General features: G+C 64.0%; 25 protein-coding genes. 17 read left to right on the top strand and 8 right to left on the bottom strand.

Features of this window, described 5'->3' with window-relative positions; all coding sequences use genetic code 11:
- Positions 1-5: 5 nt before the first annotated feature.
- The 3 genes from AB7G19_RS26560 to AB7G19_RS26550 form a co-directional block, all read right to left on the bottom strand.
- The gene (locus tag AB7G19_RS26560) at positions 6-317 is read right to left on the bottom strand and encodes a hypothetical protein (protein WP_247307230.1); all 312 of its coding nucleotides are present in this window, start codon (positions 315-317) and stop codon (positions 6-8) included.
- Between the two features lie 153 nt (positions 318-470).
- Positions 471-1676 (bottom strand): amidohydrolase family protein, encoded by a 1206-nt coding sequence (locus tag AB7G19_RS26555; RefSeq protein ID WP_441268325.1) that lies wholly within the window; start codon positions 1674-1676, stop codon positions 471-473.
- Positions 1677-1749: 73 nt separating this feature from the next.
- Entirely contained in the window at positions 1750-2988 is a 1239-nt protein-coding gene (locus AB7G19_RS26550) for an amidohydrolase family protein (protein WP_439034613.1), read from the bottom strand.
- A gap of 148 nt (positions 2989-3136) precedes the next feature.
- On the opposite strand from AB7G19_RS26550, the gene AB7G19_RS26545 reads away from it, so the two are divergent.
- Positions 3137-3553 carry a nuclear transport factor 2 family protein gene (locus tag AB7G19_RS26545; RefSeq protein WP_441268324.1) on the top strand — a complete coding sequence of 139 codons (417 nt, stop codon included), beginning with the start codon at positions 3137-3139 and terminating at the stop codon, positions 3551-3553.
- On the opposite strand, the gene AB7G19_RS26540 is transcribed toward AB7G19_RS26545, so the two are convergent.
- Positions 3550-4308 carry a GntR family transcriptional regulator gene (locus AB7G19_RS26540; protein ID WP_354237887.1) on the bottom strand — a complete coding sequence of 253 codons (759 nt, stop codon included), beginning with the start codon at positions 4306-4308 and terminating at the stop codon, positions 3550-3552. The two genes, AB7G19_RS26545 and AB7G19_RS26540, sit on opposite strands and share 4 nt — an antisense overlap.
- A 198-nt stretch (positions 4309-4506) precedes the next feature.
- Between AB7G19_RS26540 and AB7G19_RS26535 the strand changes: the two genes are divergently transcribed.
- The 5 genes from AB7G19_RS26535 (at position 4507) to AB7G19_RS26515 (ending at position 9720) form a co-directional block, all read left to right on the top strand.
- The gene (locus AB7G19_RS26535; protein WP_039157079.1) at positions 4507-5364 is read left to right on the top strand and encodes an ABC transporter ATP-binding protein; all 858 of its coding nucleotides are present in this window, start codon (positions 4507-4509) and stop codon (positions 5362-5364) included.
- On the top strand, positions 5364-6140 hold the full coding sequence (locus tag AB7G19_RS26530; protein ID WP_014496070.1) for an ABC transporter permease: 777 nt from the start codon (positions 5364-5366) through the stop codon (positions 6138-6140). The genes AB7G19_RS26535 and AB7G19_RS26530 overlap by 1 nt, the downstream gene beginning before the upstream one ends.
- A gap of 40 nt (positions 6141-6180) precedes the next feature.
- Positions 6181-7206, top strand: coding sequence for an ABC transporter substrate-binding protein (locus AB7G19_RS26525; protein ID WP_439034616.1), 1026 nt, complete (start codon positions 6181-6183; stop codon positions 7204-7206).
- Between the two features lie 16 nt (positions 7207-7222).
- Positions 7223-8662: an amidohydrolase family protein gene (locus AB7G19_RS26520; protein ID WP_441268323.1), complete on the top strand. Its 1440-nt coding sequence runs from the start codon at positions 7223-7225 to the stop codon at positions 8660-8662.
- A 149-nt stretch (positions 8663-8811) separates the two neighbouring features.
- Positions 8812-9720, top strand: a complete 909-nt coding sequence (locus AB7G19_RS26515; RefSeq protein WP_439034618.1) for an amino acid ABC transporter substrate-binding protein — start codon at positions 8812-8814, stop codon at positions 9718-9720.
- A gap of 10 nt (positions 9721-9730) precedes the next feature.
- Here AB7G19_RS26515 and AB7G19_RS26510 read toward each other — a convergent pair whose 3' ends face one another.
- Positions 9731-10957 carry an MFS transporter gene (locus AB7G19_RS26510; protein ID WP_439034619.1) on the bottom strand — a complete coding sequence of 409 codons (1227 nt, stop codon included), beginning with the start codon at positions 10955-10957 and terminating at the stop codon, positions 9731-9733.
- 91 nt (positions 10958-11048) lie between these two features.
- Here AB7G19_RS26510 and AB7G19_RS26505 point away from each other — a divergent pair, with 91 nt between their 5' ends.
- The 4 genes from AB7G19_RS26505 to AB7G19_RS26490 are packed head-to-tail and all read left to right on the top strand — an operon-like array spanning position 11049 to position 14641.
- Complete coding sequence (locus tag AB7G19_RS26505; RefSeq protein ID WP_028146632.1) at positions 11049-11522, top strand: MarR family winged helix-turn-helix transcriptional regulator; 474 nt, start codon at positions 11049-11051, stop codon at positions 11520-11522.
- Position 11523: 1 nt separating this feature from the next.
- A complete protein-coding gene (locus AB7G19_RS26500) occupies positions 11524-13575 on the top strand; it encodes an FUSC family protein (RefSeq protein ID WP_441268322.1) in 2052 nt (683 codons plus the stop codon).
- A complete protein-coding gene (locus tag AB7G19_RS26495) occupies positions 13572-13778 on the top strand; it encodes a DUF1656 domain-containing protein (protein WP_028146630.1) in 207 nt (68 codons plus the stop codon). Before AB7G19_RS26500 ends, AB7G19_RS26495 begins: the two co-directional genes overlap by 4 nt.
- Complete coding sequence (locus AB7G19_RS26490; RefSeq protein ID WP_439034622.1) at positions 13775-14641, top strand: efflux RND transporter periplasmic adaptor subunit; 867 nt, start codon at positions 13775-13777, stop codon at positions 14639-14641. Before AB7G19_RS26495 ends, AB7G19_RS26490 begins: the two co-directional genes overlap by 4 nt.
- Positions 14642-15301: 660 nt before the next feature.
- On the opposite strand, the gene AB7G19_RS26485 is transcribed toward AB7G19_RS26490, so the two are convergent.
- Entirely contained in the window at positions 15302-16513 is a 1212-nt protein-coding gene (locus AB7G19_RS26485; RefSeq protein WP_441268321.1) for an acyl-CoA dehydrogenase family protein, read from the bottom strand.
- Positions 16514-17081: 568 nt separating this feature from the next.
- Here AB7G19_RS26485 and AB7G19_RS26480 point away from each other — a divergent pair.
- The 4 genes from AB7G19_RS26480 to AB7G19_RS26465 are packed head-to-tail and all read left to right on the top strand — an operon-like array spanning position 17082 to position 19747.
- Complete coding sequence (locus AB7G19_RS26480; RefSeq protein ID WP_441268320.1) at positions 17082-17810, top strand: outer membrane protein; 729 nt, start codon at positions 17082-17084, stop codon at positions 17808-17810.
- Between the two features lie 51 nt (positions 17811-17861).
- Complete coding sequence (locus tag AB7G19_RS26475; RefSeq protein ID WP_085404777.1) at positions 17862-18371, top strand: porin; 510 nt, start codon at positions 17862-17864, stop codon at positions 18369-18371.
- 52 nt (positions 18372-18423) lie between these two features.
- On the top strand, positions 18424-19182 hold the full coding sequence (locus AB7G19_RS26470; protein ID WP_071915031.1) for an outer membrane protein: 759 nt from the start codon (positions 18424-18426) through the stop codon (positions 19180-19182).
- A gap of 31 nt (positions 19183-19213) precedes the next feature.
- A complete protein-coding gene (locus AB7G19_RS26465) occupies positions 19214-19747 on the top strand; it encodes a porin (RefSeq protein WP_063983914.1) in 534 nt (177 codons plus the stop codon).
- An 82-nt stretch (positions 19748-19829) separates the two neighbouring features.
- On the opposite strand, the gene AB7G19_RS26460 is transcribed toward AB7G19_RS26465, so the two are convergent.
- Complete coding sequence (locus tag AB7G19_RS26460; RefSeq protein ID WP_441268319.1) at positions 19830-20948, bottom strand: glycoside hydrolase family 172 protein; 1119 nt, start codon at positions 20946-20948, stop codon at positions 19830-19832.
- 92 nt (positions 20949-21040) lie between these two features.
- Positions 21041-22666 carry a long-chain fatty acid--CoA ligase gene (locus AB7G19_RS26455; RefSeq protein WP_441268318.1) on the bottom strand — a complete coding sequence of 542 codons (1626 nt, stop codon included), beginning with the start codon at positions 22664-22666 and terminating at the stop codon, positions 21041-21043.
- 163 nt (positions 22667-22829) lie between these two features.
- Between AB7G19_RS26455 and AB7G19_RS26450 the strand changes: the two genes are divergently transcribed.
- The 3 genes from AB7G19_RS26450 (at position 22830) to AB7G19_RS26440 (ending at position 26448) form a co-directional block, all read left to right on the top strand.
- Positions 22830-24692, top strand: coding sequence for a flavin-containing monooxygenase (locus AB7G19_RS26450; protein ID WP_441268317.1), 1863 nt, complete (start codon positions 22830-22832; stop codon positions 24690-24692).
- Positions 24689-25495, top strand: coding sequence for a shikimate dehydrogenase family protein (locus tag AB7G19_RS26445; protein ID WP_441268316.1), 807 nt, complete (start codon positions 24689-24691; stop codon positions 25493-25495). The genes AB7G19_RS26450 and AB7G19_RS26445 overlap by 4 nt, the downstream gene beginning before the upstream one ends.
- Before the next feature lie 119 nt (positions 25496-25614).
- The gene (locus tag AB7G19_RS26440; protein WP_063983910.1) at positions 25615-26448 is read left to right on the top strand and encodes a lytic murein transglycosylase; all 834 of its coding nucleotides are present in this window, start codon (positions 25615-25617) and stop codon (positions 26446-26448) included.
- Positions 26449-26541: the final 93 nt, after the last annotated feature.

The raw sequence follows: 26541 nt of genomic DNA, 5'->3' as shown, positions 1-26541 counted from the left end.
TCAGCTCAAGACTCTGCTGCCGCCGCGTAGTCCGAGAGTTCGTCGCGCGCGAGCTCGATCAGGCTGATCAGGCTCGTGGCTTCGCGGACGACTTCCGTGGTGCGCTCGGTGCGGAACTCGGTGAGAATCGTGCGAATGCATTTGTCGGCCGTATCGAGCGTCAACAGGGCGCGGGCCATGTCGTCCTGCGTGCGGATTGCCGATATGTCGATGCCCGACAGGACTTCGCCGATGCCGGTCAGTCGCTTGATGGCCATCTCGGCGGGCGTGTTGGCCCGAATGGAATGGTAATCGATGCTGCTGAATGCGCTGAACATTCCATACTTCCCCAAGAGAACGCAGATGTCAGTGCGGGTCTTAGTATGATCTCCTTGGCCCGTCGTGCAATGCGCGTATTTACGGTCAGGGATTCTACCGGATTGGGGAGTGAGGAAAGCTAGCGGTATAATCGAACGGAAAAGATCCGATCATTAGCCGCGCTTCCCGACAATCTTACCGTCGCATGCAACGAGCTTGCCTTCCTTGTACACGGAGCGCCCTTGCGGCACTCCGACAACGGCTTCAGGAATATGCTCGGCATTCAGTGTCACGAAATCGGCCTCGGCGCCGACGCGCAGGCCATAGCCTTCGAGCCGCAGCGCCTTTGCGCCGGATACGGTGACGACATCGAACGCGACGCGCAGTTCTTCGTCGATATTGAAGCCCGAGCGATAGCCGAGCGTCGTGGCCCGGCGCAGCATGTCGCCGTCGCCATAGGGCCACCAGGAATCGCGGATGTTGTCGTTGCCGCTGAACACGGTGACGCCGGCATTGCGCAGGGCCAGGATCGGCGGGAAGGGCCGGGCGCCCGGCGCATTGGTCATGATCGCGACGCCCGAGCGGGCGAGGGTGTCGGCGATCTTCTTGAGCTGATCCATGGGGATGTCGCCGAGCCCGTAAGCATGGCTGACGGCAACGCGTCCCTCCATACCGAGCGCGCGGGTGCGCGCTGCGATCTGCTCGATTTCGAACGCGCCCAGCGTGCCCATGTCATGCAGATGGATGTCGACGTCGACGCCGTGCTTGCCGGCCACGCCGAACACGACGTCGAGATGCTTCTCGATATCGCGATCGAAGCTCGCGGGATCGAGCCCGCCGACGAGGTCGGCGCCGAGCCCGATGGCCTCGTCCAGCAATTGCGGCGTGCCCGGGCTCATCAGGATGCCGCTCTGGGGGAAGGCGACGAGCTGGATGTCGATCAGGCCCTTGTATTCCTCGCGCACGCGCAAAATCGTCTCGAGCGATTTCAGGCCGACCGAGCCGTCGACCATGACGTGGCTGCGCATCTGCGTGGTGCCGTGGCCGATGCAGAGGTCGAGCTGGTTGCGTGCGCGCACATCCATCGGCGCTGATACGGCCATGTTCTGGGCCTGGAAGGCAACGCGCTCATGCACGTCGAACCCGTTGGTGCATGGCTTGTGCGGGCGCCAGGCGTCGCCATAGAAGCTGGTGTCGAGATGGATGTGGCCTTCGACGAAGCCGGGAACGACGAGGACGTTGCCGAGGTCGATGGTCTCGTTTGCGGCGGGAGGCTCATCGACGGACGTGATCGCGGCGATGCGGCCGTCCGCGACGGCGATGTGATGCCGGGCTCCGCCGTCGAAGCGCGCGTTCAGGAAGATCGTGTCGAAGGCCATCCGGTTGCTCCGTTGGTCGATTGTGATGATCATCGCGCAAGCTGCGGGTAGGGCGCAAGGCGCGGAAAGTCGGTCAGCCCGGCCCGAACAAAGTGGGCCGCTGCCGCTCAAACGTCTGCCGGCCAGCCTTGAAGCCCATCACGATGTCCGGCAACTCGGCGATGGCGAAGCGGCTGTCCTGGGTATCGAGCACGACGAGGTCGGCGGGGTTGCCGACCTTGATGCCGTAATCACTGAGGTTCATCAGCCGCGCCGGCAGTTCGGTCACGAGATCGAGGCAGGTATCGAAGTCGCTGACCGAGGCGTGCGCGACGTTGGCGTAGAAATTTGCCATCCGCAGCAGCGAGGCGTCGCCGAACGGCGTGAACGGGTTGAGCACGTTGTTGGTGGCGACCGAGCACAGCACGCCGTCGCCGGCGAGCTTGTGCGCAAGCGTCAGCCCGCGCGGCACGTTGTGGGTGGCTTCGCGGCCCATCAGATAGAGATCGGTTGCGGGCAGGACGGTGACGGCAACGCCTGATGTCGCCAGTTGCGCGGTGGCCGCCTTCATCCGCTCCGGCGGCAGCGCCGAGAGTTTTGTGGCATGACCGATCGCCACGCGTCCCCCGTAGTTGCGCCGCTCGGTCTGCCGGCAGACTTCGTCGAGGTGCCACCAGGAGGGATCGAGATCGAAATCGAGATGGAGGTCGACGTCGACGTCGAATTCCTGCGCGAGATTAAAGATGCGCTCGAGGTGCGCGTTCGGGTCGGTGTCCATGTAGGGACAGCCGCCGATCGCTTCGCCGCCGTCGCGCAGCGCCTGCACCAGCAGCTCTTCGCTGCCGGGGTCGTTGGTCAGGCCTTCCTGCGGGAAGACACAGAGCGACAGGTCGATGGCCCAAGCATAGTCGCGCTTCAGCGCCTTGACCGCCTCGAAGCCGCGCAAGGCGATGCGGGGGTCGATCTCGACATGGGTCCGCATGCGCGTCGTGCCATGCACGATGGCGCGTTCGAGCACTTTTGCGCCGCGCGCGTAGACGTCCTCGACCGTAAAGTCCTTCTTCATCCCGGCCACGGCGCGGATCGCGTCCGAGACGCTGCCGTGATTGTGCCCGCAGCGGCCGAGCAGGCAGGCCTTGTCGAGATGGATGTGGGTGTCGACGAACCCAGGCAGGGCGAGGCGCCCGCCGACATCGACCTCGACGGCCTCGCAGGCAAGCTGCGGCTCGATCGCGGCGATGCGTCCGCCCTTCACGCCGATATCGACGGGTGCGGCGGATGATCGCAACAGCGTGTTGCGGAAGATCAGGTCGAAGGCGGGTTGGGCGGTCATGGCGTCGGATTCAGCTGTGGTAGCCTAGCGGAAGCTTTGGAAGCTGGCAGCTCCAGATTGTGTGCAGTTATGCCACCAAATTGTTCAAAAAATGTGCATGCACTTTGGGGCGTGAACTGTAGAATGCCGGCACCTCGGAGAGCCCGCCATGTCCGCCCCCGCAAAAGCCGAACGCCCGATGACCGACGCCGAGATCGTGGAGGCCTATCTCACCGCCTCGATGATACCCGAGCCCGATGCGGCTGCGGCCTATATGAAGCCGGGCACGGTGATCACGTTTACCGGCGGGCGCGAGTTCGATCATCCGCGCGGCCCGACCGGCTTCAACGCAAAACGCTATAGCTGGGTCAAGAAGAAGATGGACCGGTTCGACGTCTGTCCGGGCGCGGACGAGACCGTGGTCTACAGCGTTGGCACGCTCTATGGCGAGTGGATGGACGGCACGCCGTTCGAGGGCAATCGCTATGTCGATCGCTTCGTCGTGCGGGGCGGGCAGATCGTGAAGATGGACGTCTGGAACGACAGCGCCGAGCGGATCCTGGTCCAGCGCGGGATTGAGGCCTAACCCCTGCGGGCCACTTTCGGCAGCTTGACGACGCGGTCGCTCGTCACTTCATCCGCATAAGGCGCGAGAATATCGAGCAGGTCGCGGCCACGTTGCGGGGTGGGGGCCACCAATGCACGATTGGCCACGGAATCCAGATGATGATGCATCAATTGCATCACCTTGGCTTCGTCGCCCTTGGCGAGCGATGCGATGATGGCGCGGTGCTCGTTGATCGCGCATTCGGTGGAATGCGGTCGGCTGTAGAGCGACAGCGTCAGGCAGCAGCGATAGGCGACCTCGCTGACATAGCGCACCAGGATCGGGCTGTTGGTCATGTGCGCGAGCAGGATGTGGAATTCGGTGGCGAGCCGGATCGAAACCGCGTCCGTGCCACCGCGCGCGCGGTCCTCGGCATCGACATGGGCATTCAGCTCGGCGATCTGGCTCTTGCTCAGCTTGCCCGCGAGCTGGCGGACCACAAGGCCCTCGAGCTGGATGCGGATGTCGAAGGCATCGCGCGCCTCCTGCCAGCTCGGCGTTGCCACCACCGCGATCCGGTTGCGGCGGAGCTCGACGAGACCTTCGGCAGCAAGCTGCCCCAGCGCGTGGCGCGCAATGGTGCGGCTGACGCCGAAACGTTCGCCGAGCGCATCCTCGGGCAGCTTTGCACCGGGTTCCAGCGCCTGCTCGATGATCGCGCGCCTGAGCGCGCGGCAGATCACGCTGACCTTGTCCGATGATTCAGAGGTCTTGCTGGTGGTGCGCGCCGCCATTGGCGAATCCTTGCGGGGAGAGTCGAAACCTCTCTTTAGCACAGGCTTAGTCCAATCCAGCGCTCCAATTGCATGCAGTTTTGCGGCCGTATTGCCTAAATCGAATCCGGCCATCCGGCGGGGAGTTTGGCCAAATCATTGATTTTGCGAGGACGACCGACTGGCACCTAGCTTGCATACACTTTGGCTGTGATGCGCATGCAACCCAACGCTCAATTTGACGGCCAGCCCGTTCCCGAAGGCTCCGGCCCTGTCGCCATCGAGCTGTCCGAGGCCTCCGTGACCTTCGGGCGCGGCGACCGCGCCGTGCCGGCTCTGTCGAAGACGACGTTGCGGATCGCCGACGGTGAGTTTGTCGCACTGGTCGGCCCATCCGGATGCGGCAAATCGACCATTTTGCGCCTCGTCTCTGGCCTGGTGCAGCCGACCAGCGGCGTCGTCATTGTCGGCGGCCGCGAGGTCGCGGCGCGGGCGCTGCGGGTCGGCATGGCCTTTCAGAACCCGACCATGCTGCCGTGGATGACGATCGAGCGGAACATCATGTTGCCGCTGAAGATCGTCGAGCCGTTCCGCTCGAACTTCCGCAAGCTGCGCAAGACCGAGTTTCGCGACAAGGCCAACGCCCTGCTGGAGCAGGTCGGGCTTAGGGGATTCGGCAGTCGTTATCCCTGGCAACTCTCCGGCGGCATGCTCCAGCGCGCCAATCTCTGCCGCGCGCTGATCCACGAGCCGCGCATGTTGCTGCTGGATGAGCCGTTCGGCGCGCTCGACCAGTTCACCCGCGAGGAGCTGTGGGCGATCCTCCAGAACCTCTGGATGACGCACAAGCCGACGGTGCTGCTGGTGACGCATGATTTGCGCGAGGCCGGCTTCCTCGCCAGCCGCATCTGCGTGATGAGCGCGCGTCCCGGCCGCATCCTCGACGACAGCCGAGTTGAATTCGCGCGGCCGCGCACCGTCGCAATGACCTTCGAGCCGGATTTCGTCGCGCTGAACCAGAAGCTGCGCGCCTTCATCGAGGATGCGCGCAGTGCGGCCCAACAGGGGACAGGCTGATGTTCGGGATCGATGTCAGGCAGAAGGCGTGGTCTGCGGGGCTGATCGTGCTGTTCTTCGTCGCCTGGGAGCTGTTCTGCCTGATGACGGGCATGTCGGACCTGGTGCTGCCGCGGCCGTCGCAGGTTTTTGTCACGCTGTTCCAGCGCTTCCCGGTGCTGTGGCCGCACATCGTGCAGACGCTCGCGACCACCATGTTCGGCTTCGTCCTCGGCGTTGCGCTGGGTGTAGCCCTCGGCGCCATCATCGGCGTCTCCAGGACGGCCTATGACACCTGCTATCCACTGCTGATCGGCTTCTCCTCGATCCCCAAGGTCGCGGTGGTGCCGATCTTCGTGCTGTGGTTCGGCTCCGGCACGGTGCCGGCGGTGCTGACCGCGCTGTCGATCTGTTTCTTCCCGATTGTCGTCAATATCGCCACGGGCCTTGCGACCACCGAGCCCGAGCTCGAAGACGTATTGAAGGCGCTCGGCGCCAGCAAGTTCGACATCCTCTGGAATGTCGGTCTGCCCAGGACCATGCCGTTTTTCTTCGCCTCGCTGAAGGTCGCGATCTCCTACGCTTTCGTCGGCGCCGTGCTGTCGGAGACGGTCGCCTCCAACCGCGGCATCGGCAACGTCATGATGACCGCGTCCTCGAATTTCAACGTGCCGCTGGTGTTCGCCGGCCTGTTCGTGCTCGCCGGACTTGGCGTCGCGCTCTACGCGGTGTTCTCGTTGATCGAAGGGCGCGTCACCGGCTGGGCCACGCGCAAGAACGACGTGATCGCCACCTGAATTCTTGAACCGTCATGCAACGAAGCTTGAGGAGGTCTTGATGTTGAGAAAAGTAACAGTCGCGCTGCTGGGATTGGCTCTGTCCGCGGGCGCTGCCACGGCCGAGGAAACCACGATCAAGTTCACGCTGGGCTGGAAGACGCAAGGCAGCGATGCCGCATTCTTCTACGCCAAGGACAACGGCTACTTCAAAGAGGAAGGCCTCAACGTCGTCATCGACCAGGGCGAAGGCTCCGGCGCGACCGTCACGCGCGTGATGTCGGGGGCCTATGACGCCGGCTTCGGCGACGTCAACGCCATCATTCAGAACGCCTCGACCAAGCCGCAGGAGGCGCCCGTCATGGTCTACATGATGTGGAACCAGCCGCCGTTCGCGATCGTCGCCAAGAAAACCAGCGGCATCAACACCATCAAGGATTTTGAAGGCCACACGCTGGGCGGCGCGCAGGGTACGCCGACGACGCGGCTGTTGCCGGTGTTCACCCGCAAGAACGGGCTCGACGGCGAGAAGATTAAGATCTCCAATATGGCCCCGAACCTCCAGGAGCCGATGCTGATCAAGGGCGACATCGACGCCGCGCTCGTGTTCAACATCACCAGCTACTTCAACCTCGTGCTCAACCGCCAGGACCCCGACAAGGATTTCAAATGGTTCTCGTTCGGTGAGTACGGCCTCGACCTCTACTCCAACGGCGTGATGGTCTCGAAAAAGCTGATCGCGTCGAACCCGAAGGCGGTGGCCGGGCTCGTGCGCGCCATCAACAAGGGCGCAATCGCGGTGGCCAAGGACCAGAACGCCGGCATGAAGGCGGCGCTGAACTACGACAATCTGATCGACGTCGCCGTCGAGAAGCGCCGGCTGCAATATTCCTTCGACAAGCTGATCGTCTCGCCCGAGATGAAGGAGATCGGCATCGGCGACATCAAGGATGACCGCATGACGCGCGCCATCGGCATCGTGGTCGAGGGCTATCAACTCGCCCGCGCGCCGACGCCCGCAGAGGTGTTCTCGCGCGAATTCCTGCCGCCGCGTGCGGAGCGGGAGCTGGTGTATACTGCCAACTAAATTTGGAGAGACGGTCATGGCCACGGAGATTGCGGCAACCAGCCTGTTCCGTGGCCCTGATCTCGGTGTGACCGACAATGTCGTGCTGCGGCACGATAACGGTATCATCACCGACATTCTTGAAGGAGCGGGGCCTGCTGGCGGGCCTCGCTCCTTCGTCATTCCTGCCTTCGTCAACGCCCATGACCATGCGCGCGCGACCGCGTCGTCCTTCGGGGCGATCGGCATGCCCCTCGAAAGCTGGATCCTGCGCACCGCGCTCGGCACGCCCATCGATCCCTATCTGACCGCGGCCTCCGCACTGGCACGTTCCGCCAGGGTTGGTTGCGCTGCGATGATGGTGCACTACACCCGCCCAAGCGGGACGATGCCGTTGCTCGATGAAGCCAAGGCGATTGCGAGGGCGGCATCCGATGTCGGCATCCGCGTGGCATTTGCCCTCGCGGTGCGGGACCGGAATCCGATCGTTTATGGCGATGCCGAGCCGATTCTCTCCGGCCTCCCCAGTGATGACCGCAAGACCATCGAAGACCTCTTCGTTCGCGCGCCGATGTCTCCGAAGGCCTATATCGAGCTGACCGATGCGATTGCCGCCGCCATCTCCGGCCCGATGGTCGACGTGCAGCTTGGACCCGCCGGCGTGCAATGGTGTTCGAAGCCGCTGCTGGAGGCGGTGGCGGAGAACTCGGCGCAGACGGGCCGCCGCATCCACATGCATCTGCTGGAGACCACGTACCAGCGCGCCTGGGCCGATCTGAATTTTCCGGACATGGTGCGCTGGCTGCGCGATATCGGCTTCCTCTCGGAGCGGCTGACGCTGGCGCACTGCATCCACGCCCGTCCCGATGAGCTGGAGATGATCGCAGCCTCCGGCGCGCGCATCGTCACCAATTTCAGCTCGAACATGCATCTGCGCTCGGGACTCGCCCCGATCGCCGCCGCACACACATGTGGCTGCGCCATCGCGGTCGGCGTTGACGGGTTGGCGCTGGACGAGGACGACGACATCCTGCGCGAGATGCGGCTGGTGCAGATGGCCCACGGCGGCCTCGGCTTCAAGGCGACCTGGATGCCGGCCGAGCTGTTCGCGCTTGCTGTCCGCAATGGGCGCCGTGCCACCGGCGCGCCTAGGAGCGGCGAGCTCGTCGCAGGCAATCCCGCCGATTTCGTCGTGATCGACCTCGACCGGCTGGACCGAGATCAGATCATGCCCGTTGACCCCATGGCGCTTCTGTTCGCGCGGGGCAATGCGTCGCTGGTGAAGGAGGTCGTCGTCGCCGGCAAGACGATCGCGAAGGACAGGGCCTGCATGGGCGTTGACCTACCGGCCATCGAGCAGGAATTGCGGGCGATGTACCGCGTCAATGTCGGCAAGCTCTCGAATTTCCAGCGGATGTGGCCGCCGCTGTCGGAGCGGGTTTCCGGCTGGTTCGAGCAGCAGCTCACCTGCGAATAGGGCGGGGCGTCACGCCCCCCTTAGGTCCGGCCGATATAAAACCGCGATAGCTGATAGGCGGAACCTCGTCTGGCGGTTGGTCCGGCTCTGGGCTATCACACGCGCGGCTGCGCGCCGGCGCAGCCCTTGATCCCCTTGAGGAGCCCCCGATGCGTCTTCCCACCGTTATGCTGGCCCTGACATGTCTTGCGGGCGCAGCTTCAGCCGAGGACCTGTCGGGCACGCTCCAGAAGGTCAAGGAGACCAAGAAGATCACGCTCGGCTATCAGGAAGCGTCCGTTCCCTTCAGCTATCTCGACGGCAACCAGAAGCCGATCGGTTTCGCGATGGATATCTGCCTCAAGATCGTGGATGCCGTGAAGAAGCAGCTCGGCATGCCCGACATCGCCGTCGACACCCTCGCCGTGACGTCGTCGAACCGGATTCCGCTGATGGTCAACGGCACCCTCGATCTGCACTGCTCGGCGACGACAAACAACGCCGACCGCCAGAAGCAGGTCGCCTTCACCAACACGCATTTCCTCAGCGCGACGCGGTTTGCGGCCAAGAAGGCCGCGAAGATCAACACGATCGACGATCTCAAGGGCAAGGCCGTCACGGCGGTGGCAGGCTCGGTCAATCTGAATCAGCTTGCCAAGGTCAACACCGAGCGAAATCTCGGCATCAGGATAATGCCGGCCGTGGATCAAGCCGAAGCGTTCCTGCTGCTGGAAACCGACCGCGCTCAGGCTTACGCGCTCGACGACGTCCAGCTTGCGGTCGCGATTGCGCGCTCGAAGGAGCCGGCGCTGTTCATGATCAGCGAAGAGACGTTTTCGAAGGCCGAGCCCTTCGGGATCATGCTGCGGCGGGAAGACGCGCCGTTCAAGGCGCTCGCCGACCGCGCCACCGCCGAGCTCTACGCGAGCCCGGAGATCGAGGTGCTCTACAAGCGCTGGCTGGAATCGCCGACGCCGCCGAACGGCCTCAACTACAATGTCCCGATGTCGGCGGCCCTGCGCAACGCCTTCAAGAAGCCGAGCTCGAGCTTCGATCCCGACGTCTACGTGGTGAACTGAGGCGAGGGCGCTAGCGCGTCCGCGGTGCATCCAGCAGCTGGCCAGCCAGCGCCGCGCCGATCGCCGCGATGGCGGCCATAGCAAGCGCCCACGGAACGAACAGCCGATGACCGATCAGCGCGCCGCTCAGGAGCGGCGCGCTGATATTCGCACCCGACATCAGCGACTGGTTCAGGCCCATAATCATGCCCTGACGATTGATCGCGGTCGAGCGCGACAGCTCGGCCGTCAGCGTGCTGCGCGCGAACATGGTGCCGACGATGATCAGTGTCAGGTTGATCGCGAGCAGGCCGACATTGTCGCGGGCCGCAAGTCCGGCAAATCCGAGACCCATGCAAGCGAACGCGGCCATCACGATGCTGCGGTCTGACGCGATGATGCTCACACGCGTGATGAGCAGACCCTGAACCACCATGTTGATGAAGCCGGCATAGGCGAACATCCAGCCGAGCTCGCGCGCACCGAAGGGATGTCCGTCCCAGGAGAACCGCGCCGACAGGAACAGGCCGATCTGCGACAGGAACATCGAGTTGACGAAGAAGAACACGATGAGCAGGCCGAGCAGCCGCCAGGCATAGCGCATGCCGAGCAGGCTGCGGGTCAGCGTCGGCTCGGGCACGCGATGCTGGTAGAGCGGCTCGGACGCCGGGTGATCAGGCGGGAGCAGGGCGATCGTCGCAACGATGCTGATCAGCGAGAGCGCGGCCGCGGCCCACACCGGCGCGGTCTGGCCGTAGTGCACGAGGAAGCTCGAGAGAGCAGGGCCGAGCAGCAGCCCGGTCCCGATCGCACCGCTGGTCATGCCGAGTGCCTGCTTGCGTGTTGCCGGCGCGCTGTGCTCGGCGGCATAGGCGTGAGCGACCGAGATGTTGCCTGATGTCAGGCCGTCGATGATGCGCGCCAGGAACACCAGCGTCAGGTTGCCCGCCAATGCGAGCAGGATGAAGCCGATGAAAGTCCCGATCTGGCTGACGACCAGAACCTTCCGCCGGCCGTAGTGATCCGAGAGCATGCCGACCACGGGGCCGGCAACGAGCTGACAGACGGCATAAGCCGAGATCAGCGCGCCGAGCAGGAACGGCGTCGCGCCGAGCCGCTGCGAATAGAACGGCAGCAACGGCAGGATGATTCCCATGCCCGTGGCGTCCACAGCGACGACCACGAAAGTCGGGACCAGCGTCAGCGTGCTCTCGCCCGCTATTGTCTCCCTTGCCTCGGTCGCGGAACCCGGTCCCATCCAGCGTTGTCCTCGTTCGCATTTGCGTGATCGATTGCGATACGTCGGATTATATAGTTGCAAGCTAATAGTTCGCGTCCTATCAAATTGCATGGCTCCCTCGCAGGCGCATATCCACGGCGAGATCGGCCGGCTCATCGCACGTCTGGCCCGCATCTGGCGCCGTGAGTCGGATCAGGCGCTGTCCGATCACGGCCTGTCCTATGCGACCGCGATTCCGCTGCTGGTGCTGTCGCGGCAGGGCGAGAACGTGCGACAGGGCGTGCTCGCCGACGAGCTCGGCATCGAGGGGCCGTCGCTGGTCCGGTTGATCGATCTGCTCGAGGCCGAAGGGCTGGTTGAACGTCGCGAGGATCCGAGCGACCGCCGTGCCAAAACGTTACATCTGACCAAAGCGGGCGAGGCGAAGGTCGAAGAGACCAACCGGGTGCTGCGCCGGGTACGGGCGAGCCTGCTCAAGGATATCGGCGCGGACGAACTTGCGATAACCTTCGAAACTCTTCAGCGCATCGAGCAGCGGGCCAGTCGCCTGCAGGACACCAAGACCGGTCCAGAGACGAAATAGCATGCGCGCAGACGAGCCGTTCCTGGTCCGCCACGCGGACGTCATTTTTGCGTTGAAGACGTTTGCCGCGTCGATGCTGGCGCTCGTCATCGCATTCGCCATGGACTTGCCGCGGCCCTATTGGGCGATGGCGACCGTCTACATCACCTCGCAGCCGCTGGCGGGCGCGACCAGCTCAAAAGCGTTCTTCCGCGTCATGGGCACGCTGGTCGGCGCCGCCATGACGGTGGCGCTGGTGCCGAACCTGATCGATGCGCCGGAATTGCTTTGCCTCGCGATCGCGCTCTGGGTCGGACTCTGCCTCTATCTGTCGCTGCTCGATGGCACGCCGCGCAGCTACGTCTTCATGCTGGCGGGATACACGGTCGCATTGATCGGGTTTCCCTCGGTCTCGGAGCCCGGCGCCATCTTCGATACCGCCATTGCGCGGGTGGAGGAGATTTCCCTCAGCATCATCTGCGCGAGCCTCGTCTCCACCATCGTCTTTCCCCGCAGCGTCGCGCCAGCCGTCGCCAATCGCGTCGACGCCTGGCTGTCGGATGCGCAGCGCCTGAGCCAGGCGGTGCTGCTTCGCCAGGGAACGAGTGAAACGCGCCGTGGCAGGCGACTCAAGCTTGCGACCGACATCGTCGAGATCGACACGCTTTCCACTCATCTTGCGTATGACCGGCTGACCGATCGCAATGCGGTGACTGGCCTCGGCGAGATCCGGCTGCGCATGCTGATGCTGTTGCCGGTGATCGCCTCGCTGGAGGATCGGCTGGCAGCGCTGGGGGAGGAGGCGTTGCGCCGGCAGCCCGAGCTGAAGCGGCTGCTGGAGGATCTTGCGCAATGGATTGCGAGCGATGTCGGCGCGCGGCAACCTGCCGAGCCGATCCGCGCCGCGATCGCAGAGCGACAGGCGGTGCTCGATGACAGCGCCTCATGGGAGCGGATCATCACCACGAGCCTGCTGTTGCGGCTGCGCGAGCTGGTCGACCTCTCGCGCGACTGCCGCGTGCTCAGCGAGGCCATCGCCGAGAGCCGCAATGTTTCGACGCTCGACCTGGCCTTCCGTTCCGAGGCCGGCGCCGCGCCGGTGCGCCATCGCGACCGCGGCCTTGCCTTGTGGTCGGCGGTCGGCGCGGCCACCGCCATCCTGATCTGCTGCGCGTTCTGGATCGGGACCGGCTGGCCGGACGGCGCCTCGGCGCCGATGATGGCGGCGGTCGCGTGCTCCTTCTTTGCCGCGCAGGACGAGCCCGCACGTTTCATCCGCAGTTTCGGCCTGTGGTCGCTGGTCGCCATCGTGGTCGTCGCGATCTATCTGTTCGCGCTGGTGCCCGCGATCTCCAATATTGAGGTTCTGATCGTCGCGCTGGCGCCGACCTTTCTGCTCTACGGCTTCCTGATCGGACGGCCGGCAACGGCGGGAACAGGCATGGCGCTCGCGGCCAACACGGCCACGCTGCTGGCGCTGCAATCGACCTACAGCGCCGACTTCGCATCCTATGCCAATTCTGCGGTCGCCTTCTTCGTCGGCGTCGTCATCGCCGAGCTCGTGACGCGGATCGCGCGCGGCGTGGGCGCGGAGTGGGTCGCCCATCGCCTGGTGCTGTCGAGCTGGAAGACGCTCGCGGTCGCTGCCGAGCGCCGCGGCAAGCATGATCGGGCAGAGTTTGCGGGCCTCATGCTGCATCGGCTCGGGCTGCTGGTGCAGCGCATCGCCTTCCTCACCGAGAGCGATCGCCACGATGCCGATAGCCTCGTGCAGCTTCGAATCGGGATCAATATCATCGACCTGCGCCGCGCCCGCTATGGGCTTGCCGCAACCACTATTGCCGTCATCGACGACATGCTTGATCAGCTCGCGATCGCTTGCCGCAACCATGCCGGTGGAGGAATGCCGACCGAGCTGTTGACCAGCGTCGATCGGGCGCTGGCCAAGGCGGTGACGGATTCCAATGACCGCGCGCGCGAAGACGCTCTGATCGGCCTCGTCGGCATCCGCCGCGGCCTGTTCCCGGACGCACCGGCCTACCGGCCGCGTACAGGCGCGAGTGTTGCCGCATGAGATACGTGATCGACATCTATGGCGTGCTCGTGCCGGCGCTGCTGCTGTGGATCATCGTCGCCTATGTCCTGAGCGCGATCCTGCGCCGGCTCATGCAGCGCTTCGACCTCTACCGGCTGGTCTGGCACCGTGCGCTGTTCGATTTCGCGATTTTCGTCTGTCTTCTCGGCGGCGTCGTCTATCTCTCGGAGTTTTTGCCATGAAGGGGAATTTCGCCTGGTTTGGCCGCCTTGCGCTGACCGTTGTCGCCGTCGTCGCCGCGCTCGCGGTCGGCCGTGAACTTTGGGTCTATTACATGGAGCAGCCCTGGACCCGCGACGGTCGCGTCCGCGCCGATGTGGTGCAGGTCGCGCCTGACGTCTCCGGGTTCGTCACGGAGGTGCTGGTCAAGGACAACCAGAAAGTCCATCGCGGCGATGTGCTGTTCCGGATTGATCGCGAACGTTTCGCGCTGGCCTTGCGGCAAGCCGATGCATCCGTGGCGGGTCATCAGGCCACGCTCGACCAGGCCAATTCCGATTTGAAGCGCTACAGCGCGCTGACCACCGATGCGGTATCGCAGCAGAAGCAGGAGCAGGTGTTGGCCACCCAGCTCCAGGCCAAGGCGGCGTTCGATCAGGCCGTCGCCGACCGCGCGGTCGCCCAGCTCAACCTCGATCGCAGCGAGGTCCACGCCTCCGTGAACGGTGTCATCACCAATATGGATCTGCGTCCCGGTGCTTACGTCACGGCCGGCAAGGGCGTGATGGCGCTGGTCGACACGGATACGTTGCACGTGGAGGGTTATTTCGAAGAGACAAAGCTCGCGCGCATCCGCACCGGCGACAAGGTGCGGGTCCGCCTGATGGGCGAAACGGTCACGCTGTCGGGCCATGTCGAGAGCATCGCCGCCGGCATTGAGGACCGCGACCGCGCTGAGGGCGCGAACCTGCTTGCCAATGTCAACCCGACCTTCAGTTGGGTGCGGCTCGCCCAGCGCGTCCCCGTGCGCATCGCGTTGGACAATGTCCCCGACACCATCTCGCTCGTCGCCGGCCGCTCCGCGACGGTAGAGGTATTGGACTAACGCAACGAGCCCATGGATCGCGCCTGGCTTGGGGAAAACCGCCAACAGGCGTTTCAATGCCAAATCGCAGGGCTAATCCTGACGCGCTTGTGTGAGTCGGGGGACCGTATGGGCGTTTGGTTTTTAGTCCTGGCAGCCTGCGTCGTCGGTGCGTTGCTTCTTCTGGCATTCTGCCGATAGAGCCGACAGCGGACGCAAATGTTGCTGCGAAGCATCAGCCAGCCGTTGAATAGCGGTTCCAGACCGATGGTTTTTGACTGTGCATGGATGACCGCGTTCACTTCCGGGATCGGAGGCGGACATGAGCTGGTTGTTTGTGTTTCTCATTGCCGCGAGCGCAGTCGTTCTGATCGCCCATGCGATTGACGCGATGCGTTCCTGATACTGCCTGCGACTCGGTTTCGTCGGTAGCTAGGTAAGCGACGAAATTGTTCCGAGGCGGGCGAGTGTCAATTTGAGGAACCTGGTCCTGCAGGCCAAGGTTGTCACAGCAGGAGGAATACGATCATGCTTGCGTTCTATCTGCCGATCATCATTTTCGGAGCGATGCTCGAAGCGATTTCGAAGCAAAATGTCTCTGCACCCATCCAGGAGCCGCCAAGCATCGATTAGACTTCGACGCTCAGGCGTTCCGCTCGGGACTGACGAACCAGCGTCTGCTCAGGCATTCGAGTATTTCTTCAGCTCGAACCGCGCGATCTGGTTTCGGTGCACCTCATCCGGCCCATCGGCAAGCCGCAGCAGGCGCGCGGTCGCGTAGGCCTGGGTCAGACCGAAATCGTTCGAGGTGCCGCCGCCGCCGTGCGCCTGGATGGCCCAGTCGATGATCTGGCAGGCCATGTTGGGCACGGCGACCTTGATCATCGCGATCTCGGCCTTCGCGACCTTGTTGCCGACGGTGTCCATCGCATAGGCGGCGTTGAGCGTCAGCAGCCGGGCTTGCTCGATCATGATGCGGGCTTCCGCGATTCGCTCCTGCGTCACGGTCTGCTCCGAGACCGGCTTGCCGAAGGCGACGCGGCTGCGCACGCGGCGGCACATCTTTTCCAGCGTACGCTCGGCAAGGCCGATCAGCCGCATGCAGTGATGGATGCGGCCGGGGCCGAGGCGGCCCTGTGCGATCTCGAAGCCGCGGCCTTCGCCCAGCAGCATGTTCTCCTTGGGCACGCGCACATTGGTGAAGACGACCTCGGAAGCGCGGTCGGGCACGCCGTAGAAGCCGAACACGGGCAGCGGACGCTTGACCTCGATGCCCGGCGTGTCCATCGGCACCAGGATCATGGATTGCTGCTTGTGGCGGTCGGGATTGTCCGGATCGGTCTTGCCCATGAAGATGCAGATCTTGCAGCGCGGGTCGGTCGCGTTGGTCGTGTACCATTTCCGCCCGTTGATGACGTAATGGTCGCCGTCGCGCACGATCGAGCTTTCGATGTTCGTCGCATCGGATGATGCGACCGCGGGCTCGGTCATGGCGAAACAGGAGCGGATTTCGCCAGCGAGCAGCGGCTTCAGCCAGCGCTCCTTGTCCTGCTCCGTGCCATAGCGCTCCAGCACCTCCATGTTGCCTGTGTCGGGCGCCGAGCAGTTGAACACTTCGGGCGCCAGATGCGTGCGCCCCATCACCTCGCAGAGCGGGGCATATTCGAGATTGGTGAGACCCGCGCCGTGGCCGGACTCCGGCAGGAACAAATTCCAGAGACCTTCGGCGCGCGCCAGCGGCTTCAGCTCCTCGACAACGGGATAGACCTTCCACGGTCCGAGCTCTTCCGCTTCGCGATAGAAGCGCTCCTCGTTCGGATAGATGTGCCGATCCATGAAACTTTCGAGCTTGCGCTTGAGCTCGACGACTTTGGGCGACATCGGGTAGAGCATCTGGACCTCCTGTAGATCAAGCAGCGCCTGCACGCGGGGCCGGCCTGCATCAGAATCGAGTCGGCGATAGCGGCGCTTGCCTCATCGCATTTTCATCGGCGCGGCTCTGCGCAAATCGCGTCAGGGCTCACCTGTTGCGTAGCGATATTGACGCCCATTCATGCGTTGTCTTGCGTTTGTGCACCGAATGAGAAGCGCGTGGGAAACAATCAGCAACTGTGACTTTGACGCGACTGGCAATCCGAAAGGTCGTGCCTAAGATCGGCCTCAATCAAAAGTGGGGGCAGCAGTCATGACAACACAAGGGGACTACGGAAGCACATCCTTACGGATCGCGCGCCCCTAGTTCGCCAGTCGATAGGACGCGGAGCGCATTGTCCTAGACTGCGCGCGGGTTCTTCCAACAACCGGTAGTCCGTCCCGTCGATCCGCAAGCTGCGCGGTCGCCGGTTTCGTTCGTTCAAAAGCAAGCAAGGGCTTGATCCAAACGTTGCGTCTCAAGGCACAATCTAAAATAGAGAAATATAAGAATATCAATCTTGAATTCGAAAAGGAAATGGACATCGACATGCACACGCAATCAGGACGTTCCGTAACTCACCGCATCAGACTCGCCGCCACCGTTGCAGCGGTGAGCGCGATTATCACTTCACCTGCTTTCGCCGGCGGTCCGCTGCCTGCACCCGTCGTCTCCTGGTCTGGATTCTACGCCGGTGTCCATGGCGGCTGGGGATGGGGGAAGTCGGAGTTTCGCGATCCCCTCAACAGCCCCGCCAACAATCCGTTCTCTGCCTACTACAACGGACCGCTCGCGGGCGGGCAGCTCGGCTACAATTGGCAGCTGGGCAACTATGTCCTTGGTGCCGAGGTCGACGGCTCCTGGTCCTTCGTGAAGGGCAACACCAGCACCTCGCCCCTTCTCACGTCGAGCACCACCAACGGGGTCGGCTACACCGCCCTCGCGACCGCGACGGGCCGTGTCGGCTACGCATCGGGCCAATGGCTCGCCTATGCCAAGGGCGGTGCCGCCTATGCCCGCATGGAGCTTTCGTCGCGGTTCACCCCGGAGATCACCAACTACAACCGCGAGCTGTTCGGTGCCGTCGGCGGCGTCGGCCTGGAAGTGGCCTTCTTGCGCAACGTCTCCGCCAAGGTCGAATACAACGCGATCTTTCTCCCCACCGAAACGCTGCATTGGGTGAGCCAGGACACGACCTCCGAGATCAAGCATTTCGTCCAGGTGGTGAAGGCCGGCATCAACGTCCGTTTCAACGGCGACGGCGGCCTCCCGCGTTAATTCCCCGGCACATCGAAACAACATTCAACAGAAATCCTCGGAGACAACATCATGTCCACCATGTCCAAGATCGCCGCAGTCGTCACCGCCGGCCTCGGCGCCATGATCGCCGCACCAAGCCACGCCGCCGCTCCAGTCGAGTACGTCAAGGTCTGCTCCTTGTACGGCGCCGGCTTCTTCTACATTCCGGGCACCGACACCTGCACCAACGCCAACCAGATCGCGACGAACCAGTTCGATCTCGCGCGTGCGCAGACCCGCGCTTCGACCGGCACCGCGATGGCCGCGTCGCTCGTCGCGCCGTGGCTTCCGACCGGTACCAACTACGCAGTCTCGACCCACTGGGCGACCTATGACGGCCAGCACGCCGCGGGCTTCTCGGGCCTGATGCGGGTCTCCGGCAATTTCGTGTTCTCGGGCGGCTTCTCGCTCGGCCTCGACAAGGGAAGCCTCACGTCCCTCACCAACCGCACGCAGACGGAATTCGGCACGGCGATCCCGGCGCAATCGTGGAGTGACGTCCGTGGCCTCGGCCGCGCGGGGTTCATGTACGCCTGGTGATGCACGCGACGCTCGCTCCTAAAATTCATTCTGACATTTGAAAGACCATCCCATGACAATCTCTCTCTCGCGATCGGCGCGCCGCTTCCTCTCCTGCGTTGCTGCCGTCACGCCGCTTCTCGCGGCCATGCCGCTCACCGCCACATCCGCGAACGCGGCCGACATGACCGTGAAGGCTCCGGTCGTCGCTCCGGTGCCGCTCTGGAACGGCTTCTACATTGGTGCTCATGGCGGTTATGGCATGGGCAGCAGCCGGCTCGTCGACCCGAGCTTCGCATTCGCGCAAGATCGCTTCACGATGGACACAAAGGGCGCGCTCGCAGGTGCGCAGGTTGGCGCCAACTGGCAGTTCGACAACATCGTGGTCGGTGCCGAGCTCGATCTTTCCTGGGCGTCGATCAAGGGCAATCGTCCGTTCGATCCCGCGAACCCCATCTTGTCCGGGCTTTCAGTGTCGTACCAGGCGATGGCGACGGGCACCGGTCGCATCGGCTACGCGTTTGATAACGTACTGGCTTACGCCAAAGGCGGCGTTGCCTGGGCCAATGTCGCCTACCAGGCCTATGTCGGCACGGTTGCTCCGCTCGACGTGAACCACCAGCGGACCGGCTTGACCGGCGGCGTCGGCCTTGAATACGCGCTGACGAGCAATCTCTCGGCGCGACTGGAGTACGACTACCTTTATTTCGGTCCGGCCGCGATCGCGCTGAGCACACGGATCAGCACCCAGAACGTCGACCACGACCTTCATCTCGTGAAGCTCGGCGTGAACTACCGCTTCAACGGCGATGCCATCGTTGCTCGTTACTGAGCCGCGTCAACGTCACTGATTGGAGACAAACATGTGGAAGCAAATCAACGCGGCACGAGACGTCTTCCGACGTCACCTGCGCGCTATCCTTGCGACTGCCGCTCTGGTTCTGGCGATCCCGACGCCCGGCCATGCTGCGGTCGAGTACGAAAAGATCTGCTCGGTCTACGGTGCCAACTTCTTCTACATACCGGGTACTGACACCTGCGTGAACGCGGGGCAGACGGTGCAGAGCCAGTTCGATCTCGCACGCCAGATTACCCGTGCAGCGACGGGAACGGCCATGGCGACTTCGCTCGTCAATCCGTTCCTGCCCGACGGGACCAACTATGCGATCTCGACGCACTGGGCCGTCTTCGACGGGCAGCATGCCGCCGGTGTGGTCGGAATGATCAGGATCCAGGGAAACCTGTCACTGACCATGGGCATCGCGTTCGGTCTCGATCGCGGCAGCTTGACGTCCACGTCCAACCGGACCGCGACGGAGTTTGGCGTGGCGCTTCCGGCGCAGTCGTGGAGCGACGTGCGCGCCCTTGGACGGGTGGGGCTCCAGTATTCCTGGTAGCCGGCGCCGAACACGAAGGCGCCGCCCGGACGATCTTCACGACGTCCGGGCGGCGCAAATGCTGTGAGCGCAGGAAGGGCGGCTAGCCGATTTCGAGATAGTCCGGGCCGGGCAATGTCGGGAAGGGCGGGGTCGGCAGCGTCTGGTACCAGAACGCGACCGAGGCGATGTCGTCCTGCAATGGAAGATACTTCGCCTCCTTGACGCCCGGCAGCCAGCCCAGCGCCTGGATCGTCACGCGCAGATCGGAGCGGAAGCGCACGGGATCGGGGATGTGCCAGCGGTACAGGCCGAAGCGTTGCTGCGACTTGTAGACGCCATCGGGACGGATCACCTGCGGCAGGCCGGCATAGGGCGTGGTGAATTCCTGGTAGCGGGATTGTTGCGCCGGACCCTGGCCGGCATGCGCGACATAGGGGTCGAAATTATAGGCGCCGCAGAAATAATCCTCGGTGCCGGTGCCGCAGATGGTCGGGAATGCACCGTCGCCGTCGATGAAGAACTTGATCTCGCCTTCGCCCCACCAGCCATTGTTGTTGACGCCCCAGGCCATATAGGTGCCGACATAATGGCCCGCACCGCTGACGCCATCGAGGATGGTGTAGACCTCTTTGTACGGCAGCGGATTGGTACGCCGGAACTGCGCATGGAAATAGGCGCAGTCCTCGGGCACTTCAGTGAGCGTGTAGTTGATCTGGTAGTAGACGGTGAGCTGCTCCTCGCTGCGGTTCTCCAGCGTGAAGCGCGCGCGCTTGCGGAACGGCATTTCCCAGTAGCAGTTGAAGGCGCGGCCGGGATTGACGCAGACCGCGAGCGAGGACACCTGCGCGAACTCCTCCCATCCGCAGGCGAAGAAATCGCCGGCCGGGCATTCCACGCTTGGCAGCGTTTGGTCGTCCCAGTAGATGCGCAGGATCGAGTGACGAAGGCGCCCGCGCGCCAGCGTCATCCAGATCTGCTGGATCGCGCCCTGGCCCTGAATGTCGCCGAGCGTAAAGGTAGCGCCGGGCTCGATGACGACATAGGGCGAGATCTTCCAGCCCTGGCCGAGATCGCGAGCCTGGCGTGCGGCGGGTCCGTCGACGGACATGCCGCCCTTGCCCTTCTCGCCGGTGAAATTCTCGGGGCTGATCGAGCGCGTCTGCGCATTCGACAGGCGCGACAGATTGCCGAGATGCAGGCCCAATCCGGAAAACGCCATGCTGTCCTCGATCCCTGGAGTTAGCGACACCTCGATATATCGCCGTCGAATCTACCAAAAGATGAAGACCGCGCACGCAGGGTGCGCGTACTTCAGGCGACGCGGTACTCCCTGAACTTCTCGCGCAGCGCGGATTTGAGCACCTTGCCGGTGCCGGTCATCGGAAATTCGTCCAGGAATTCGACCGCATCCGGCATCCACCAGCTCGCGATCTTCGGGCGCATGTGGTCGAGCAAGGTCTTGCCATCGACGGTCGCGCCCTTCTTGCGGACGACGAGGAGCAGCGGACGCTCCTGCCATTTCTCATGGTTGATCGCGACCACGGCGGCTTGCAGCACGTCGGGATGGGACAAGGCGACGTCCTCAAGCTGGATCGAGGAGATCCATTCGCCGCCGGACTTGATCACGTCCTTGGAGCGATCGGTCAGCGTGACGTGGCCCTGTGGATCGATTACGGCCATGTCACCGGTGATCAGCCAGCCGTCGCGGTCGAGACCCTCGTCGAGCTTCATATAGCCCGAGGCGACCCACGGCCCGCGTGCTCGCAGATGGCCGACGGTCTTGCCGTCGCGCGGCAGCTCGTTGCCGCCGTCGTCGACGATGCGCAAGGCTGTGCCGAAGCAGGCGCGGCCCGACACCTGGCGCCGGTCGAATTTCTCCTTGTCGCCGAGATGCTCGGAGCCGGGCCGCAAGCCCGGCATCGAGCAGCCCAGGGCCTCGGTCATGCCCCAGGCCTGGATGTAGTCGATGTCATAGTCGCGCTTGAGCTTCTCGACCATCGCACGCGGCGGCGCCGAGCCGGACGACAGTGTCGCGCGCAGCGTCGAGAATTTGTTGCCGGTGCGACCCAGCCAGTCGAGCAGGATCAGCCAGAAGCTCGGCACGCCGGCGGAGAGCGTCACCTTCTCGCCTTCGAGCAGCTCATAGAGCTTGTCGGGCTCATAGTTGCGGCCGGGCAGCACCAGCTTTGATCCCGTGTAAGGCGCGGTGAACGGCATGTTCCAGCCATTGCCGTGGAAGAGCGGCGCCATCGGCATCATGACTTCGCGCACGCCTTCGAGATGTCCCGGCAGGAAGTCGAAATTGCAGCAGGTCATGGTCTGCAGGATCGCGGCGCGGTGCGAGTAGATCACGCCCTTGGGGTTGCCCGTCGTGCCCGACGTGTAGCAGATGGTGGATGCGGATTTTTCGTCGAACTCCGGCCAGGCGAAACCGGCGTCGTTCTCGCTGGCGAGGAGATCCTCATAGCAATGCACGTTCGCGAGCTTGGTCTCCGGCATCCGCTCGCGCGAGGACATCACGACATAGGCCTCGATCGTCTTCAGCTGCGGCGCGATCGCCTCGACCAGCGGCAGCGTGGCGCGGTCGATGAACAGCAGCCGGTCCTCGGCGTGATTGATGATGTAGACGAGCTGCTCGGGAAACAGCCGCGGATTGATGGTGTGCAGCACATAGCCCATGCCCGGCGCGGCATAGAACATCTCGAAATGCCGGTGCGTATTCCAGGCCAGGGTGCCGACGCGGTCGCCTTGCTTCATGCCGAGCCGCTTCAGAGCCAGCGCCATGCGCTTGATGCGTGGATGGGCGTCGGCGTAGGTGTAGCGATGGATGTCGCCCTCGATCTCGCGCGCGACGATCTCGGCTTCGCCGTGATAGTCCGCGGCATACTGGATCAGGCCGCTGATCAGGAGCGGCATATCCATCATCAATCCCTGCATGGTCTCCTCCGCAGCCACGTCGTTGCGTGGCATATGTTGTGATTTGCGCGTGAGGTTAGCGGAACGTCACGGGACGATCACGCAAAAAGCGAGGGACGCGATTGCATGCGTCACTTTTTCGGGGCTAACTGATCCGAAGCAGCGTCCGCCGTGGAGGAAATCGATGTCAGCGGAAAGACACAAGACCGGTGCAGCCGGCGAATCTACGGTCGATATTTCCGCACTCCGTGCGCGCTATCGCGACGAGCGCGACCGGCGTTTGCGCGCCGAGGGCAAGGCGCAATATGTCGAGGCCGCAGGCGATTTCGGCCGCTATCTCGACGATCCCTGGGCCGATCCAGGATTTGCGCGCGCAGCTGTCAGCGAAGAGACCGAAGTTCTCATCGTCGGCGGCGGCTTCGGCGGCCTGCTCTGTGGCGCGCGTCTGCGCGAGGCTGGCATCGAGGATTTTCGTATCGTGGAAAAGGCCGCCGATTTCGGCGGCACCTGGTACTGGAATCGTTATCCCGGTGCGGCCTGCGATACCGAGAGCTACATCTATCTGCCGCTGCTGGAAGAGACCGGCTACATGCCGGTGCGCAAATATGCGCGCGCGCCCGAGATCTACGAACACTCCCGCCGCATCGGCCGTCATTTCGGCCTCTACGAGCGCGCGCTGTTTCAGACGATCATCTCGCGGATGGAATGGCAGGAGCAGGAGGGACGGTGGTTGGTCGAGACCGATCGTGGCGATCGTATCGGTGCACGCTTCGTCATCCTGGCCGGTGGCCCGCTGAGCCGTCCGAAGCTGCCTGGCATTCCCGGCATCGAGACCTTTAGGGGACACAGCTTCCACACCAGCCGCTGGGACTATGGCTACACCGGCGGCACGGCCGAAGGCGGTCTCACCGGTCTCGCCGACAAGCGCGTCGGCATCATCGGGACCGGCGCCACCGCCGTGCAATGCGTGCCGCATCTCGGCCGATCGGCGAAAGAGCTCTACGTCTTCCAGCGCACGCCATCGGCGATCGGCGTGCGCGATGATCGTCCGACGGACGCAAACTGGGCGCAGAACCTCAAGCCCGGCTGGCAGCGCGAGCGCATGGACAATTTCACTGCGGTGATCTCCGGCGAGCCGTTCGAACGGGATCTGGTGCAGGACGGCTGGACCGGCCTGCTGGGCGAGATCCTGCTTGCGCCGCGCCGCCAGCCGCAGCCGGTGACCTCGCTCGAAGAGGCGCTGAAGGTCATCGAGCAGGCCGACTATCGCAAGATGGAAGAGATCCGTGCGCGCGTCGATACCGTGGTGAAGGACGAAACCGCCGCGGCGGCGCTCAAGCCCTGGTACAAGGCGTTCTGCAAGCGGCCATGCTTCCACGACGAATATCTCGACACCTTCAATCGTCCCAACGTGCATCTGGTCGACACTAAAGGGCAGGGCGTCGAGCGGATCACCGAGAACGCCGTCGTGGTTGACGGCAAGGCCTATGAGCTCGACTGCCTGATCTATGCCAGCGGCTTCGAGGTCGGCACCGATTACGCCCGCCGCATGGGCTTCGAGGTTTACGGCCGTGACGGCGTGAGCCTGTCCGAGCGATGGCGCGATGGCGTCAAGACGCTGCATGGCTTTTACAGCCGTGGCTTCCCGAATTGCTTCCTGATCGTCACGGTGCAGGCCGGTCAGAGCGCCAATTTTCCGCACATCATCGACGAGCAGTCGCAGCACATCGCCTATGTGATCGCGGAGGCGCGCAAGCGCAAAGCGCGGACGCTGGAGCCGACGCTCGCTGCCGAGAACGCCTGGGTCGACGAAGTCGTCAAGGCCGCGCTCGGCCGCCAGACCTATCTGGCCGAATGCACGCCGGGCTATTACAACAACGAGGGCGTGTTCGATCCGATCGCGGCAAGAAACAGCCAGTACTGGCGCGGGCCGGTGGCGTTCCTGCGGCTGCTCGACAAATGGCGCAAGGAAGGCAATCTGGATGGCCTGGAATTGACTGAGGGGACCGAGGCGGGCGGCTCTCAGGTTCCGGCTTCAACGGCATGATCCCGGCTCTATCAGGCGCGACGCGGCTCTACGTCATCGTCGGCGATCCCATCGCACAGGTACGCTCGCCGGCAGGCGTAACAGCCGCCTTCGCCGCGCGCGGCCATGACGGCATTCTCGTGCCGGTCCAGGTCGCGCCAGCGGATTTGCCGGATTTCCTCTCGGTGGCAACGCGGCTGAAGAACCTCGACGGCATCGTCGTGACCATCCCGCACAAATTTGCCTGCTATCAGGCCTGCGCCAGTGCGACCGAGCGCGCACATTTCCTGCACACCGCGAACCTGATGCGCCGGCGCGCCGACCGCTCATGGCATGGCGACATGGTGGACGGCCTCGGCTTCGTTGGTGCGGCGCGGGCGAAGGGGATCGATCCCCGGGGCATGCGGGCGCTGCTCGTCGGCGCCGGCGGCGCAGGATCGGCGATCGCACTGGCGCTTGTCGAGGCCGGCGTGACCGATCTCGCGATTCACGACAGCGCGACCGAGCGCCGTGACGCACTGATCGGCCGGCTCAACGGGCGCGGCAGAACGCCTGTGCGGGTCGGCACCAGGGATCCCGCGGGCTTCGATTTCGTCGCCAATGCGACACCCGCCGGGATGAAGGAGGGCGATCCGCTGCCGGTCGATGTCGCGCGGCTTGCGCCGACGGCCTATTGCGGCTGCGTCATCACAAAGCCGGAAGTCTCGCCCTTCATCGCTGCGGCCCGCAGGATCGGCTGCGTGACCGGGACCGGTACGGACATGTACGAGCAGCACCAGGGCATCATGGTGGATTTCCTGCTCGGCCGCGACGGGGCAGGGTAGGCGGTCGCCCCGGTGTCAAGGCACAGGTTGCGCCGGATGGGGCTTGAGCGATCAGGGCCGACGTAGGATCATGGGCCGGCGCGAGCCGGTCGCGCACGTTTATGTGAGAGGACCAGGGAATGACCAAGGGCAGGACCGTTGCGACGGCCATGATCGGCGCTGCAGCGCTGCTTCTCTCGCTGGCGCCCATGTCCCTGATATCCATGGCCCACGCCGCCACATGCGGCAGCTCGCCGGCGGGCTTTGAGGCCTGGAAGCGCGAGTTCGGCGCGGAGGCGCAGGGCAAGGGCGTCGGCCAGACCGCGCTCTCGGCGCTGATGCAGACCAATTACGCCGGTGCCACGATTGCGGCCGACCGCGGCCAGCGCAGTTTTTCGCTGACGCTCGACCAGTTCCTCGCCAAGCGCGGCGCCACCACCATCGTGGCCAAGGGGCGGCAGCTCAAGCAGTCGCAGGCCGCCTTGTTCGCCTCGATCCAGCAGCGCTACGGCGTCCCGCCCGGGCCGCTGATCGCGATCTGGGGCATGGAGACCGGGTTCGGCAGCCAGCGCGGCAACCAGAACATGCTGTCGTCGATCGCGACCCTTGCCTATGACTGCCGCCGTCCCGAATTTTTTACCGACCAGCTCTATGCCGCCCTCAAGCTGATCGACCGCGGCACGCTGTCGGGGGCGACCCGCGGCTCCATGCACGGCGAGGTCGGCCAGACCCAGTTCATGCCCAAGAACATCCTGGCCTATGGCACCGGCAATCTCGAGGTTGCCGCCAATGCGCTGAACTCGACGGCGAATTTCCTGAAAGCTCATGGCTGGCGCGCAGGAGCCGGTTACCAGCCGGGCGAACCGAATTTTGCCGCTATCGAGGCTTGGAATGCTGCCGGCGTCTATCAGAAGGCAATCGCCCTGATGGGACGGCAGATCGACGAGGGAGGAGGGGCGGCCGCGTTGCGTTGAGGCCGCATGAAGGCTCGGCCGCGCACGAGAAAGTTCTTGCGTTGAGGAACTGACGGCACGAGGTTTGCTTTGATCGGGGGCAGGGCTGGCATG

The sequence above is a fragment of the Bradyrhizobium sp. 215_C5_N1_1 genome (genome assembly GCF_052075935.1).
Classification (GTDB): domain Bacteria; phylum Pseudomonadota; class Alphaproteobacteria; order Rhizobiales; family Xanthobacteraceae; genus Bradyrhizobium; species Bradyrhizobium barranii.
Note: the sequence above shows the minus strand (reverse complement) of the source record. Positions and strands in the feature narration are given on the sequence as shown.